A 12,856-nucleotide genomic window follows, 5' to 3' on the forward strand; every position below is an offset into this window, starting at 1 on the left:
TTTAAGAAAATCCTTTCTACTGTACTTTCCCCCACTCTTCATCGAAATAACGGACTAATATCTGGTTGTCCAGACGGTTAACTTCTACGTCTTTCACTTTCATATCTTTATTAAAATAAGCCATCTGTGAAAAGTTGTAATCATAGTATTTTAAGCCGGGAAGCTTTCTGTAGACTCTGTTGTTGACAGGTTCAAACGAAGCCATAGAAAATCCCCATTCTCCAAAAGACGGAACATAGGTGTGATATGCTGCTGTGAAAGGAAAAATCTGGTTGATTGTTTTTTCAATGCACCAGAATGATTTCGGAGCAAAATACGGAGAGGTAGTCTGCACTACAATTTTGGTATCAAGCGTTGTCAGCTTCTCCAGTTCTTTATAAAACTGCAGAGAATATAATTTTCCTAAGCTGTAATTGGATGGATCCGGAAAGTCAATGATGATGACATCAAATTTCTTTTTGCTGTCTTTTACCCAAATGTAAGCGTCTTTATTGATGATTTCTACTTTAGGATTGGAAAAAGAATTTTGGTTCAGTCTGCGCATGGTTTCATTGGTCTTGAAAAACTGGGTCATTTCACCATCCAAATCTACAAGCGTTACTTTTTTAACGTCTTTGTATTTTAATACTTCTCTGGCTGCAAACCCATCACCACCTCCCAAAATCAGGACATTATCAACGTTTTTTGCCATCGACATTGCGGGATGAACTAAGGCTTCATGATAGCGGTATTCATCGGTGGATGAAAACTGTAAGTTGTTATTTAAATACAGACGGAACTCATGGGTATTTCTCGTTAAAACAATTCTTTGATAGGGTGAGCTTTTGGTATAGACTACATTTTCACCATATAGTTTTTCTTCAGAATAAGACAGAATGGTATCTGAGAAAAAGAAAAGTCCCAGCAAGAATGTAAATGCTGCAATAGATTTTACTTTGAGTGATAAAGGCTTTGATAATTCCTTTGTAAGATAATAACATAGGAATATTGCAATAGAGATATTAATCAACCCAAAAAATAAAGGTGTTTTTACAATTCCTAATTTCGGAATTAAAACCAAAGGAAAAAGAATTGATGCCAGTAAGGCTCCAATATAATCGAATGCAAAGACGTTTGAAACTAAATCTTTAAACTGTACTCTGTCTTTCAGAATGTTCATCAAAAGGGGTATTTCCACTCCAACGAGACAGCCTGTGAAAAAGACAAAAAGGTATAGAACACTTTCAAAGTGTGCCAGGGTATTAAACAAAATAAACAGCACAACAGAGCTGATTCCTCCTACAATTCCTACAAGGATTTCGATCTCAATGAATTTATCAATAAGATTTCCTTTGATGAATTTTGCAAGATAGGAACCCACTCCCATTGAAAAGAGGTATACCCCGATAATGAAAGAAAACTGCTTTACAGAGTCTCCTAAAAGATAGCTCGCCAGGGCTCCGGCCACCAGCTCATAAATCAATCCACATGTAGCAATGACGAATACTGAAAACAATAAAAGCAGCTCAAGAGGAATCCTCTTCTTATCCATGAATTGCCGCGCTTATAATCATTGAAATTCCGATGATAAATGCTCCGAAAACAATAGCCAGTGCTATGTTTTTGTTCTGAGCGATCTCATGCCATGTTTTTTCCGGGGTAAGCTTTTCAATAATGAAATAACATACAAGCAGAATTGCGATTCCTAAAAATGAGTAAAGAACCGAGTTTAATATGGGTAAGAAATTGATGTTGTCCATAGTTTTTATATTTTTATTTGTGATAGTATCTGTAGAATCCTACTCTGGAATGGCTTCTTGTAGTTCCGTCACGGTACGTTTCCGTTTTGGCACAATCGCAGACCTGACTTCCCTGATAGGTAAGATATACAAACCAGGTTATAAAAAATCCTCCGATCAGGCAGAGCATCCAGTGTTGTCTTATGTAATGTAAAATATTGTTCATCATGATGTGGCATAAGGGGTATTTGAACTATTCTTCCATTTATTCACATTAAAGAAGTGTCTTCCTATAAGCAAACCAATAAACAGAGCAATCATCAGGAATAAAATGAATCCGAAGTTCCAGAATGAAACGGGAAGCCAGGTTGCCTTGAGCTGTACATAAGTATTGCTTGAAATGGGGTCTGTAGTGAGTTTAGGTGCTTCAGCATTAATCAGCGAGTCCAGCTTTTGAGTTCCGAAAGATGCCTTGGCAAGCCTGGCTACCTCCGATGTGTCTTTTTCCAGTGCCTTTCCGTCTGCAAAGGTTGCGCTTTGACCTTTAAATAGATCTGTAATTTCTATAGTTCCTGATTTATCTCGTGATATCATCACCTTTGAATCCGGAGACTGAAGGTTGGAAAATGTTGGTAAAGCCCCTTCTTTTTCTGCAGAAATAAGAAAGTGATACTGTCCGGAGCTTACTCCGCAAAGATTGAATTCTTCAGACTGGCTTCCTTCTGACCAGCTTTCCCCATCTTCATAGCCGTGATACTGTTCAATATCTTTAGAGGTATAGATAATTTCATTGGTTTTTTCATTCACCAGACTCAGCTGGATATTTGCCCAGGAATTATCAACACCCGAAAATGCATTCACTTTTAATGGTGCTGAGCCGCCAGAAAGCGTAAAACTCTTGCTTACCATTTCTTTGCCCTGCACATCTGCGAAATTAATGGTCTCTGCAAAAACGGTTTCGTTGGTTCTTGAAGTATAAACATACAACTGAAGCAGGCATATCATTAATGCAGCCACACAAAAGATGTTGACCACCTGTTTGATATCAAAATAATAAGGCTGAACGATTCCTACTCCTGTGTAATAAGGCATGTGAGCTATTTTAAAAGCTCTTTTAACATCATTCTTTGAAATGTGAACTCCATAAAAATACTGGCTTTTCTTACCGGTTTTCTCCTGAGAGATCATACGGGTTCCATTGACATATTCTTTGTAGGTAGCAATACTGAAATCCAGCCGCTCATCAAAAAAACCGGCTGCTGCATCGATAGTGCATGGAGTGTTTTCGTACCAGCGATACGTTCGTCCGGCATAGGTAGGTAATTTCGAATCCTTACCTTTAAAATCATCAGGATGCATGGTGATCAGAAAAACCCAATGCCCATCGCTCTCACTCAGGAAAGCGTCATTTCCTTTGCTGTCTTTTAAAGAATATTCTCGCCAGAAAATACTGTTTCCGTATTTTTTGACAACAATTGCGACAACGGTATATTCTACACCATCAATTTTTCCTTTCTGCCCGACGTCCAACACAACGTTTTCTGCCGGTACCTTCAAATGTTTGGTCTTCTTATTTCCAGCTACATCAATGAGATGAGAGCAGGTTTTACAAACATATTCCTCGATAGGAAAAGTGAGATCTATTATATTTTCTGATTCGCATGCTGGGCAGACGTAATGCATTTTTTATCTGTAAATTTTGTGTTTCTGAATGGTATTAGCTTTAAAATACTGAACCACCTCATCTGCAATCTGCTCAACTTTTGTGGTATTATCCTGTGTATAATTGCAAAGAAAAACATCAAAAGTGAGCTGTTTAAATTCCGGCCACGTATGGATGCAAAGGTGAGATTCTTTCAGGATCACGGCGGAAGTAAAGCTGTCATTTTCAAAAATATGATTGGTAACTCCTACAATTTCTACCTCTTTGGTTTTCAGAATTTCTTCTGTAAACGTCAGAAAACCTTTGCTGTCTAATAACAAATCTTCTGACTCTGTTTCCAAAGTCAGAAGAATATGTAAACCTTTACTTGATAATGGGTTCAATTAATTTTTTTGGTAAATATATTATTTTTTTGGAAGAAAAACCTCAGCAAGCATACATCTTGCACTTCCTCCTCCATTTACTTCAATGGTATTCAGGTCAGAATAGATAATTTCGCAGTATTTTTCAATAGCAGCTACCTGTTCTGAAGATAAAGACTGATACGCTGTCTGGCTCATCACCAGGAATTTCTCACCGTTTATGTTTTGAACCTGAAGCATATTTCCTGCAAACTGCTGCATCTGCTCTTCAGAAATTTCGATGATTTCTTTTCCTGAACCTTTAATGGTTTCTATAACTTTTTCTCTTTCCAGCTCATCATCAATACAATCTAAGCAGATTACGACAAATTTATCAGCCACACACATCATGACATTGGTGTGATAAATAGGAAGCCTTTCTGTACCTACCGTTTGGAATGAATGGAAAACAACGGGAGTAAATCCGTATTTTGAGCAGAATTCTCTGAACAGCTTTTCATCCAGTCTCAACGAAACAGAACCGTAAGCAATTTTATTATCGTGATCGAAAATCATGCTTCCCGTTCCTTCCAGGAAGTGTCCCTGCGTTTCAGGGAAAGACCAATCGTCTACCTCAACCACTTCAAATCCTTGAGCTTCGATAGTTTCAATAATGTCGTCTCTTCTTTCCACTCTTCTGTTGGATGCGAACATCGGATATAAAACTACTTTTCCATCGTTGTGAAAGCTTACCCAGTTGTTTGGGAAGATAGAATCCGGAGTATGTGGATCCAAAGTATCTTTTATGGTAATTACATTGATTCCTTTTCCTCTCAGTTTCCCGACAAAAGTACTGAATTCAGCCAAAGCTTTTGACTGAATATCAGAACCTGTCTGTTCTACCTGAAAATAATTATTTTTCGCTGTCTCAGCGTTGTAACCGAATGCAATCGGTTCTATCATTAATACTGTATCTGTTGTTTGCATTTTTTATATGTTTGAGGGTGTTAGTGTATTAGAGTTTGAGTGCCTGAACAGCATTTTACAAATTATTATCTTCTTTATTCACCGAAGAAAATGAACACCACTTTTCTGACTGACTCATCATATTAACTAACATTCCTATTATTTGGTTATACGTATTGTGCAAATTAATATATTGCTCTTCATTCATATAATTGCAGGCAAAAGTAAATTGAAGCCATGTTTGGGTTTCTCTTGCTTCTCCCTCCGAATCTGTAAGTTTAGCTATGAAGGATTTTTCATATTTTCTTTTTTCCCAGGCCTCACTAATATTAGCTGCTACAGATCTTGATGATCTTCTTATCTGATCAGTAAGTGAATAGAGTCCTTCTTTTGGAAAAGATTTTGAGAGTTCATAAATCAACTGTGCTGTTTCAAATGATTGTTGATAAACTTTTAAGTCCTGATGAAATCTGATTGTTGACATACACAAATATTTTCTTAAAATTAAAAAAATATTCAATCCCACCAACACCCTAACTCTCAGATTCTAAAGCTCCCCACTCTCAAACCCTAAAACTCTCCCACTTAATTATTCTCTCACAAGCGGCATTGTAGAGCATCTTAACAACCCCCCCATTTTGGATATTTCTCTGTAAGGAATTTCTTCAACCGTCATTCCCCATTCATTTCTCAAATGGTTATTCATTCTGGTGAATGCTTTATCTGAAACCACTACATCAGGAGAAATAGAGAAAATATTCGGGAACATTTCAAACATTTCCTCGTCATTGATATGGAAACAGTTTTCTTCTCCGAAAATATCAATGATTAAACGGTAATCACTCTCATCTACAAATCCGTTTTTATAAATGATACATTTGTCTTCTCCTATCGGATTAAATGTACAATCCAGATGCAGGATTCCTTCAAAGGGAACTTTATCGTTTTTCTTCAGTTCCAGATCTATGATTCTTTTCTTTGGAAAATATTCTTTTAAGATTTCAATAGCATACTCGTTGGTTCTTGCCGTCTTATAGTTTCGGTAATCTTCGCTGAAGCAGGTTCCGATGAAAATAAAATCATTCCACACAATTACGTCGCCACCTTCAATGTGTGCCGTTTCCGGAAGGTTAATAATCTTTCTCCATGCTACTTTTTCAAAAACACTTTTGTATGCTTCCTGCTCATCTGCTCTATCTGCAATTACGTTAGAAATGATCATCTTATCATCTATCACAAAGGCTACATCTCTTGAAAAAACCTGGTTGTAGTCTTTAATGATACTTGGACGCAGTACTTCAACGTTATACTTTTTTAAAACCGCTTCAAAAGCGTTCATCTCATTGATGATATCCTCTTCTTTAGGATAAATGTTGTGTTCGATTGAGTAATATGACTTTGCGTCATAACTTTCCTCTAATGTGGGAACCGGTCCCAATGAATTAGGCTGGCCTAGAACTACTGACTTCAGCCTACCCGTTTCGTTTTTAATGTTTAGTCTCATAAAGATTTATGCAATACTACAAATATAAGTAAAGGGCGCTACCTATAAAACTTTTGCATTATTTTATGCATTAAATTTGATTTCTAAAATCAGCACTCTTTAACAAAATTTCCTTGTCTGTTAAGGCATCTGTAGTAAATAGCCCCAAAAACATCTACAACTTACTATTTTCCATCTATATAAGAGCAAAAAAACAGATAATTATATTATTTAATTTCCTATATTAGTGATATAATTTTCGCGAAATTATACATTTTAAAAACTTTACTATTAACATCAAAACAACAAAATCATGAACAAAAACATTAAAGTGCTGAAACATGCACAAAAATTAGGAAGAGATCAACAAAAATCAGTAATAGGCGGAATCGCAATAAGACCGAGATACTGCTGTGAATGGGATGCTGAAGGCAATTGCACCATCTGGACATGTGGTAATTGTGTATGCCCTTAATAAAAAACGAAAACCTGCTTTCTCAAGCAGGTTTTCTTATCTCGTTCTGTTTTCTGGGTTTCTTTTACCTGATATTTTGAACTTCCTCCCGTATAACTGAATGAAAATATCAACCTGCTACTATCCCACCAATGGGTAAACGGTTATCCATAATCTGTTTATGCCGGAATTCCAATCTCTGTTCATAAGAATCCGGCAGATTTTTAAAATATCAAAAATGTTTTACGTTGTTTTAAGAACCGCTTTCCAGCCTTTTCAGAATTAATGTTTTCAGGCGTTCTTCATGATCATCCCCCCATTTCCCTAAAACTGCAATGACCGGAACCAACGTTAGTCCGAATTCCGTAAGCCTGTATTCTACTTTTGGAGGTACAACAGGATAAATTTTCTTAGTAACAAGATCATGTTCTTCCAGTTCTTTTAGCTGAACATTCAATACTCTGCGGGAGGCATCGGGAATTTTCCGCTGCAATTCACTTGGCCTCTGAAATCCTTCATTAATAAACCATAGCAAACGAATCTTCCATTTGCCATAGAGCACCTCAGCAATCAGGTCAAGCCCACAATTCAGATTGGGTGGGATTTTTCTTTCGTACATAAAACAAATGTAACACAATGAGATGAGATCACAATAAGGGATTAATTTATCCCTATGTGATTCGTAAGACCGTACTTGTAAGAGCCTGTCATACTCCTGAAATTTGTACAAAAAAGAAATCATGACAGAATCATTTAATTTCAACAACGAATTATCGGGTAAGATTGCTTTGGTAACGGGAGGGACAAAAGGAACCGGAAAAGCTATTGCCGAAAGATTACTCACTGCTGGTGCCACTGTAATTGTCACTGCGAGAAATCAACCTGAAGAGATGAATAATCAACTTCATTTTATTTCAGGAGATCTGAGCCGGGCAAAAGATACTGAAAAGCTGATAAGAGAAGTGTTATCTGCTTTTGGAAAGCTTGATATTTTAATTAATACATTGGGAGGTTCAGAAACGCCTGGTGGCGGCTTCTCTGTTTTGAGTGATGAAGACTGGGAAAATACAATTCAGACCAATTTGTTGGCACCCGTTCGTTTAGACAGAGGATTTCTGCCGCAAATGCTGGAACGAAAAACGGGAGTTATCATTCATATTGCATCCATTCAGGGAAGGCTGCCTTTATTTGACTCTACATTACCCTATGCTGCCGCGAAGGCCGGACTGATCAATTACAGCAAAGGTCTATCAAAAGAAGTTTCTCCGAAAGGAGTTCGTGTCCTTACCGTTTCTCCAGGCTGGATCATGACTGCATCTGCCGTCCGAATGATGGAACGTATTGCTAAAAGTTCAGAAATGTCAATAGAAGAGGCGACTCAAAGTGTCATGGACGCATTGGGTGGAATTCCCATCGGTAAACCCGCCCAACCCGAAGATATTGCAGAGTTTGTTGGTTTTTTAGTTTCTCCACGGGCACAATATTTAACCGGAACCGAATATGTAATAGACGGCGGCACTATTCCTACTGTTTAATCATTTAAAAATAACAATATGAACTTACCTAACATTTTAAAGGAATTCTTAAAGGCACAGAAACTTTTTGACAGTATTTCTTTCGCTAATTGTTTTTCTGAACAGGCATCCGTATTTGATGAAGGAAAAATATACACTGGAAAAGAAGAAATAAGACAATGGAATGAAAAATCTAATAATGAATACAAAACCCTGTTTGAGGTAAAAGATTTTTCGGTGAAGGATAATACAACGGTTTTAAGAATCAATATTTCCGGTTCTTTTGATGGAAGCCCTGTAATACTGAATTTTCATTTCCGGACGAAGGATAATCTTATTACGGCTTTAGCTATTACTGAATAAGTTATAAAAAATAAAGAATCCCAAAGCTTGCTTTGGGACTCTTTTTATGGTATAAGCAAATATTATCTGCTTGCGATGTCTATGTAGTTTCTTTCCTGAGCACCTTGGTAAACCTGTCTTGGTCTTCCGATTGGGTCTCCTTTCAGTCTCATTTCTTTCCACTGAGAAATCCATCCCGGAAGTCTTCCTAATGCAAACATTACTGTAAACATTTCTGTAGGAATTCCTAACGCTCTGTAGATAATTCCTGAATAGAAGTCTACGTTCGGATATAGTTTTCTTTCGATGAAGTACTCATCTTCAAGAGCTACTCTTTCTAACTGCATTGCAATATCAAGAGCTTTATCCTGAATACCAAGTGCAGTAAGGATATCGTCAGCAGCTTTCTTGATAATTTTCGCTCTTGGATCGAAATTTTTGTACACTCTGTGTCCGAATCCCATTAGACGGAAGCTATCATTCTTATCTTTAGCTTTAGCAACATATTTAGATACGTCACCTCCGTCTTTCTCGATCAGTTCAAGCATTTCGATTACCGCCTGGTTAGCACCACCGTGAAGTGGTCCCCAAAGTGCAGATACTCCAGCAGAGATAGAAGCGAAAAGACCTGTGTGAGCAGAACCTACCATTCTTACTGTAGAAGTAGAACAGTTTTGTTCGTGGTCTGCGTGAAGGATTAATAATTTATCTAAAGCATTTACCACTACCGGATCAATTTCGAAATCAGCGTTTGGTAATCTGAATGCCATTTTGTAGAAGTTCTCTACGTAGTTTAGGTTGTTATCCCCATGGTTTAATGGTAAACCTTGAGTTTTTCTGTAAGTCCAAGCACAAAGGTGAGAGAACTTAGCGATCATAAGCTCAGCAGCATGATCCATTTCTTCTTTAGAGTTTACGTTAACTGCCTTCGGATTGAAAGCTGTCAAAGCAGAAGTTAAAGAAGATAAAACTCCCATAGGATGAGCAGAACGAGGAAAAACATCAATGATTTTTTTCATTTCGTCTGCGATGAAGTTATATTTTTTAATATTATTGTCGAATGAAGTAAACTGATCCTGAGTAGGTAATTCTCCATGTAATAAAAGATACATTACTTCAGTGAAGTTAGATTTTTCAGCAATCTGTTCAATTGGATAACCTCTGTAGAATAATTCTCCTTTATCTCCGTCTAAGTAAGTGATGTCGCTAATAGTAGCTCCCGTATTTTTGTAACCTAAATCCAGAGTGATCAAACCTGTCTGGTCTCTTAATTTTGAAATATCAATCCCTCTGTCTCCGATAGTACTATCCACGATTGGATATTCATATGAATTACCTGCGTAATTCAATATTACTTTGTTGTCTGACATTATTTATTTTTTTTTTTAAATATACCACTTTCCATAAAATACGGCAAACAAAAATTATCGCTTGCCGTTATTTATAAATTCAATTATCTTTTTATCTTAAAAGCTTCCAGTCCTGGGAAAATTGCAGTTTCACCAAGAGCTTCTTCAATTCTTAATAGCTGGTTGTATTTTGCCATTCTGTCTGATCTTGAAGCTGAACCTGTTTTGATCTGTCCGCAGTTCATTGCTACCGCTAAATCAGCAATTGTAGAATCTTCAGTTTCTCCTGATCTGTGAGACATTACTGAAGTGAATTTGTTATTCTGAGCCATCTGTACAGCAGCCATTGTTTCAGAAAGAGAACCAATCTGGTTTACTTTTACAAGGATAGAGTTGGCAATATTTTCTTTTACTCCTCTGGATAGTCTTTCTACGTTGGTTACAAATAAGTCATCACCTACCAGCTGTACTCTGTCACCAATTTTATCTGTTAACATTTTCCAACCTTCCCAGTCATTTTCCTGCATCCCGTCTTCAATAGAAATGATTGGGTATTTTGCAGCCAGTTCAGCTAAGTAAGAAACCTGCTCGCTGCTTGAAAACTGAGCTGCATCCGGAGTCTGGAATTTTCTGTAATCATAGATTCCGTCTTTGTAGAATTCTGAAGCCGCACAGTCTAATGCTAACATAATGTCATCACCAGGTTTATATCCTGCTTTTTCAATAGCCTGAAGTAAGGTATCCAAAGCATCTTCAGTTCCTTTGAAAGTTGGAGCAAAACCACCTTCGTCACCTACTGCAGTAGATAACCCTCTTGAATGAAGAATAGATTTAAGATTGTGGAAAATTTCAGTTCCTTTTCTCAGCGCGTGAGAGAAAGAATCTGCTTTTACCGGCATAATCATGAATTCCTGGAATGCAATAGGAGCATCTGAGTGAGATCCGCCATTAATTACATTCATCATCGGAACAGGAAGTGTGTTTGCATTAACACCCCCTACATATTTGTATAAAGGCATTCCCAATTCTGCAGCCGCAGCTCTGGCTACTGCCAAAGAAACACCAAGAATAGCATTAGCACCAAGATTTCCTTTGTTAGGCGTTCCGTCAAGATCAATCATAATCTGATCAATATAATTTTGTTCGAAAACCGGCTGTCCTACTAAATGCTCTGCAATTACTTCTTTTACATTTTCAACAGCTTTCAGAACTCCTTTTCCCTGGTATTCTGAACCACCGTCACGTAATTCTACTGCTTCGTGTTCTCCTGTAGATGCTCCTGAAGGTACAGCAGCACGGCCCATAGCTCCGCTTTCTGTAAATACATCTACTTCGATGGTAGGGTTTCCTCTGGAATCTAAAATCTGTCTTGCTTCTATGTAAGAAATTGCACTCATTTTTTATTTTTTTAGTTTAGACAAATTTAATCAAAATTTAACTTTTAATGGTATTTCGAGGGATTTTTTTGAGATAAATCCAAGTTAAATTTTAGTTAATTTATATTATGATAATTCCACAATTTCTTAGCAAAAGATGAGGGATCTATATTGAGAAAATAATGGTTCAAAAGTTCTTCTAAAAAAATGAGTTTTTGAATAATTTTTGACAGATAAATTTCTAATTTCTATGATTTTTTTTATAACCTTTATAAAGTGATTTTGAATAGAAGGCTGGTTCCGGGGCTTTCGGATACGATCGTACATTCACCGGACAATTCGCTCATTCTTCTTTTCATATTCCGCAGACCATTTCCTTTTGACTGTTCATCCTGAATTCCGGTTCCGTTATCAGAGATTTTCATGCAGAAGTTATTTTTTTCCTGTGAAAAAGAAAGTTTCAGGGTATTAGCATGGCTATGTTTGTAAACATTATTAACTGCTTCTTTTAAACAGAGAAAGAGATTACGTCTCATTTCTGTAGAAACAGGGCTTTCTGCAATGATGTCTCCACATTCTGACTGCAGTACGATTTTTGTTTTCTTTAAAAAGTTCCCGGTGTACAATATGGCATAATCAATGAAGCTCCCTAAGGTATCATTCCCTGAGTTCAGGCTCCACAGCATTTCACGCATAGAGATATTCATTTCTTCTGAGGTTTTCAGAAGTTCATTGATGTCGTTTTGCAGATCATCGTCTGATGCTTTTTGTTTTATAAATTCTGCCTGAAGTTTTAATGCGGAAATTCCTGCGCCCAGATCATCATGCATATCGTGAGAGATACGTTCCCGCTCCTGTTCCAGAACTTTTTGTTGCTCGAGTTCTTTCTGAAGGAGTTTATTTTGATTTTCCGTATTCATTTGTTTTTCTCTTAAATAAAGAATTTGTTTTTTGTTGTGCATTAATACAACAAAAATGATAAAAGCTGCAAAAACTAATATCAATGCAATAGCCGCAACAAATATAAATTTTAGTTCAAATGGTAATTCTTTCATTTTTGCATAGCAGTCCTTTTAAAAATATCATATAGGAAATAATTGTGATTATTTGGAATGTCACTTTCAATAGATTTGAAAATGCTAAATCAGATTTTGTAAAAAAATACATGGGAAACATTCTGAAAATATAGAAAATTGCCCAAAGTAGTAATGAGCTGCTTATCCAAAAAAAACGAAGATGTATTATATTTTCTTCTCTATTTTTTTCTGAAATTTTTTGATAAAACCAAAACAAAGAAATAAAGATTAAAAAAACTGAATATATAAAACCTGTAATTATTGAATAATTAGTCTTCGAAGTACAAATAAATACAACTCCAGCTAAAATAAAAAATAAAGAAAATATTCTAATTAATATATTTTTTTTTAATTCATCAAAATATATCCATCCAAAGTAAGCAATACAAAATATATCTAAATAATTATATATTCTCGTTGTAATAAAATCTGTCTTGTAACTAATTAAAGCCTCAACAAGAATAGTAATGTTAAAATATAACCAAAAACATTGTTTCCAAAGCCTTCTAAAAGCAATGGAAACAATTAAATTAATAATTATAACAATATAATATGTAATATCTAAAATGCTCAT

16 protein-coding genes are annotated in these 12,856 nt (G+C 36.2%); 3 read left to right on the plus strand and 13 right to left on the minus strand.

From position 1 onward, the window contains the following. Positions 1-16: 16 nt before the first annotated feature. From CLU97_RS00710 to CLU97_RS00745, 8 genes are all read right to left on the minus strand, one after another. Positions 17-1,531, minus strand: coding sequence for a polyamine aminopropyltransferase (locus CLU97_RS00710; protein ID WP_121486269.1), 1,515 nt, complete (start codon positions 1,529-1,531; stop codon positions 17-19). Next, positions 1,524-1,739 carry a DUF350 domain-containing protein gene (locus tag CLU97_RS00715; RefSeq protein WP_045491052.1) on the minus strand — a complete coding sequence of 72 codons (216 nt, stop codon included), beginning with the start codon at positions 1,737-1,739 and terminating at the stop codon, positions 1,524-1,526. The genes CLU97_RS00710 and CLU97_RS00715 overlap by 8 nt, the downstream gene beginning before the upstream one ends. A 13-nt stretch (positions 1,740-1,752) precedes the next feature. After that, complete coding sequence (locus CLU97_RS00720) at positions 1,753-1,947, minus strand: hypothetical protein (protein WP_183084488.1); 195 nt, start codon at positions 1,945-1,947, stop codon at positions 1,753-1,755. After that, positions 1,944-3,401, minus strand: a complete 1,458-nt coding sequence (locus CLU97_RS00725; RefSeq protein ID WP_121486270.1) for a DUF4178 domain-containing protein — start codon at positions 3,399-3,401, stop codon at positions 1,944-1,946. Before CLU97_RS00725 ends, CLU97_RS00720 begins: the two co-directional genes overlap by 4 nt. Positions 3,402-3,404: 3 nt before the next feature. Next, positions 3,405-3,764: an S-adenosylmethionine decarboxylase family protein gene (locus CLU97_RS00730; protein WP_121486271.1), complete on the minus strand. Its 360-nt coding sequence runs from the start codon at positions 3,762-3,764 to the stop codon at positions 3,405-3,407. 21 nt (positions 3,765-3,785) lie between these two features. Continuing rightward, entirely contained in the window at positions 3,786-4,709 is a 924-nt protein-coding gene (gene ctlX, locus CLU97_RS00735; protein WP_121486272.1) for a citrulline utilization hydrolase CtlX, read from the minus strand. 55 nt (positions 4,710-4,764) lie between these two features. Beyond that, on the minus strand, positions 4,765-5,172 hold the full coding sequence (locus tag CLU97_RS00740; RefSeq protein WP_183084489.1) for a four helix bundle protein: 408 nt from the start codon (positions 5,170-5,172) through the stop codon (positions 4,765-4,767). A gap of 105 nt (positions 5,173-5,277) precedes the next feature. Beyond that, on the minus strand, positions 5,278-6,192 hold the full coding sequence (locus CLU97_RS00745; protein WP_121486273.1) for a dimethylarginine dimethylaminohydrolase family protein: 915 nt from the start codon (positions 6,190-6,192) through the stop codon (positions 5,278-5,280). A gap of 292 nt (positions 6,193-6,484) precedes the next feature. Here CLU97_RS00745 and CLU97_RS23510 point away from each other — a divergent pair, with 292 nt between their 5' ends. Beyond that, a complete protein-coding gene (locus tag CLU97_RS23510) occupies positions 6,485-6,646 on the plus strand; it encodes a hypothetical protein (RefSeq protein WP_183084644.1) in 162 nt (53 codons plus the stop codon). 232 nt (positions 6,647-6,878) lie between these two features. On the opposite strand, the gene CLU97_RS00755 is transcribed toward CLU97_RS23510, so the two are convergent. Beyond that, positions 6,879-7,244, minus strand: a complete 366-nt coding sequence (locus tag CLU97_RS00755) for a winged helix-turn-helix transcriptional regulator (protein WP_121486274.1) — start codon at positions 7,242-7,244, stop codon at positions 6,879-6,881. Between the two features lie 121 nt (positions 7,245-7,365). Between CLU97_RS00755 and CLU97_RS00760 the strand changes: the two genes are divergently transcribed. Continuing rightward, positions 7,366-8,160 carry an SDR family oxidoreductase gene (locus CLU97_RS00760; RefSeq protein WP_121486275.1) on the plus strand — a complete coding sequence of 265 codons (795 nt, stop codon included), beginning with the start codon at positions 7,366-7,368 and terminating at the stop codon, positions 8,158-8,160. An 18-nt stretch (positions 8,161-8,178) separates the two neighbouring features. Next, positions 8,179-8,502, plus strand: a complete 324-nt coding sequence (locus CLU97_RS00765; RefSeq protein WP_121486276.1) for a nuclear transport factor 2 family protein — start codon at positions 8,179-8,181, stop codon at positions 8,500-8,502. Positions 8,503-8,564: 62 nt separating this feature from the next. On the opposite strand, the gene CLU97_RS00770 is transcribed toward CLU97_RS00765, so the two are convergent. From CLU97_RS00770 to CLU97_RS00785, 4 genes are all read right to left on the minus strand, one after another. Then, positions 8,565-9,851 (minus strand): citrate synthase, encoded by a 1,287-nt coding sequence (locus CLU97_RS00770; RefSeq protein WP_121486277.1) that lies wholly within the window; start codon positions 9,849-9,851, stop codon positions 8,565-8,567. Between the two features lie 83 nt (positions 9,852-9,934). Continuing rightward, complete coding sequence (gene eno, locus CLU97_RS00775; RefSeq protein ID WP_121486278.1) at positions 9,935-11,227, minus strand: phosphopyruvate hydratase; 1,293 nt, start codon at positions 11,225-11,227, stop codon at positions 9,935-9,937. 248 nt (positions 11,228-11,475) lie between these two features. Then, the gene (locus tag CLU97_RS00780; protein WP_121486279.1) at positions 11,476-12,261 is read right to left on the minus strand and encodes a sensor histidine kinase; all 786 of its coding nucleotides are present in this window, start codon (positions 12,259-12,261) and stop codon (positions 11,476-11,478) included. Further along, positions 12,242-12,856 (minus strand): hypothetical protein, encoded by a 615-nt coding sequence (locus CLU97_RS00785; RefSeq protein WP_147436399.1) that lies wholly within the window; start codon positions 12,854-12,856, stop codon positions 12,242-12,244. The genes CLU97_RS00780 and CLU97_RS00785 overlap by 20 nt, the downstream gene beginning before the upstream one ends.

This window comes from Chryseobacterium sp. 7 (genome assembly GCF_003663845.1).
Taxonomy (GTDB): domain Bacteria; phylum Bacteroidota; class Bacteroidia; order Flavobacteriales; family Weeksellaceae; genus Chryseobacterium.

Excerpts from the sequence above, each read along its gene's own strand:
- CLU97_RS00710 (WP_121486269.1), bottom strand. The coding sequence starts at position 1,531 with ATGGATAAGAAGAGGATTCCTCTTGAGCTGCTTTTATTGTTTTCAGTA.
- CLU97_RS00715 (WP_045491052.1), bottom strand. The coding sequence starts at position 1,739 with ATGGACAACATCAATTTCTTACCCATATTAAACTCGGTTCTTTACTCA.
- CLU97_RS00720 (WP_183084488.1), bottom strand. The coding sequence starts at position 1,947 with ATGATGAACAATATTTTACATTACATAAGACAACACTGGATGCTCTGC.
- CLU97_RS00725 (WP_121486270.1), bottom strand. The coding sequence starts at position 3,401 with ATGCATTACGTCTGCCCAGCATGCGAATCAGAAAATATAATAGATCTC.
- ctlX (WP_121486272.1), bottom strand. The coding sequence starts at position 4,709 with ATGCAAACAACAGATACAGTATTAATGATAGAACCGATTGCATTCGGT.
- CLU97_RS00740 (WP_183084489.1), bottom strand. The coding sequence starts at position 5,172 with ATGTCAACAATCAGATTTCATCAGGACTTAAAAGTTTATCAACAATCA.
- CLU97_RS00745 (WP_121486273.1), bottom strand. The coding sequence starts at position 6,192 with ATGAGACTAAACATTAAAAACGAAACGGGTAGGCTGAAGTCAGTAGTT.
- CLU97_RS23510 (WP_183084644.1), top strand. The coding sequence starts at position 6,485 with ATGAACAAAAACATTAAAGTGCTGAAACATGCACAAAAATTAGGAAGA.
- CLU97_RS00755 (WP_121486274.1), bottom strand. The coding sequence starts at position 7,244 with ATGTACGAAAGAAAAATCCCACCCAATCTGAATTGTGGGCTTGACCTG.
- CLU97_RS00760 (WP_121486275.1), top strand. The coding sequence starts at position 7,366 with ATGACAGAATCATTTAATTTCAACAACGAATTATCGGGTAAGATTGCT.
- CLU97_RS00765 (WP_121486276.1), top strand. The coding sequence starts at position 8,179 with ATGAACTTACCTAACATTTTAAAGGAATTCTTAAAGGCACAGAAACTT.
- CLU97_RS00770 (WP_121486277.1), bottom strand. The coding sequence starts at position 9,851 with ATGTCAGACAACAAAGTAATATTGAATTACGCAGGTAATTCATATGAA.
- eno (WP_121486278.1), bottom strand. The coding sequence starts at position 11,227 with ATGAGTGCAATTTCTTACATAGAAGCAAGACAGATTTTAGATTCCAGA.
- CLU97_RS00780 (WP_121486279.1), bottom strand. The coding sequence starts at position 12,261 with ATGAAAGAATTACCATTTGAACTAAAATTTATATTTGTTGCGGCTATT.
- CLU97_RS00785 (WP_147436399.1), bottom strand. The coding sequence starts at position 12,856 with ATGAGCATTTTAGATATTACATATTATATTGTTATAATTATTAATTTA.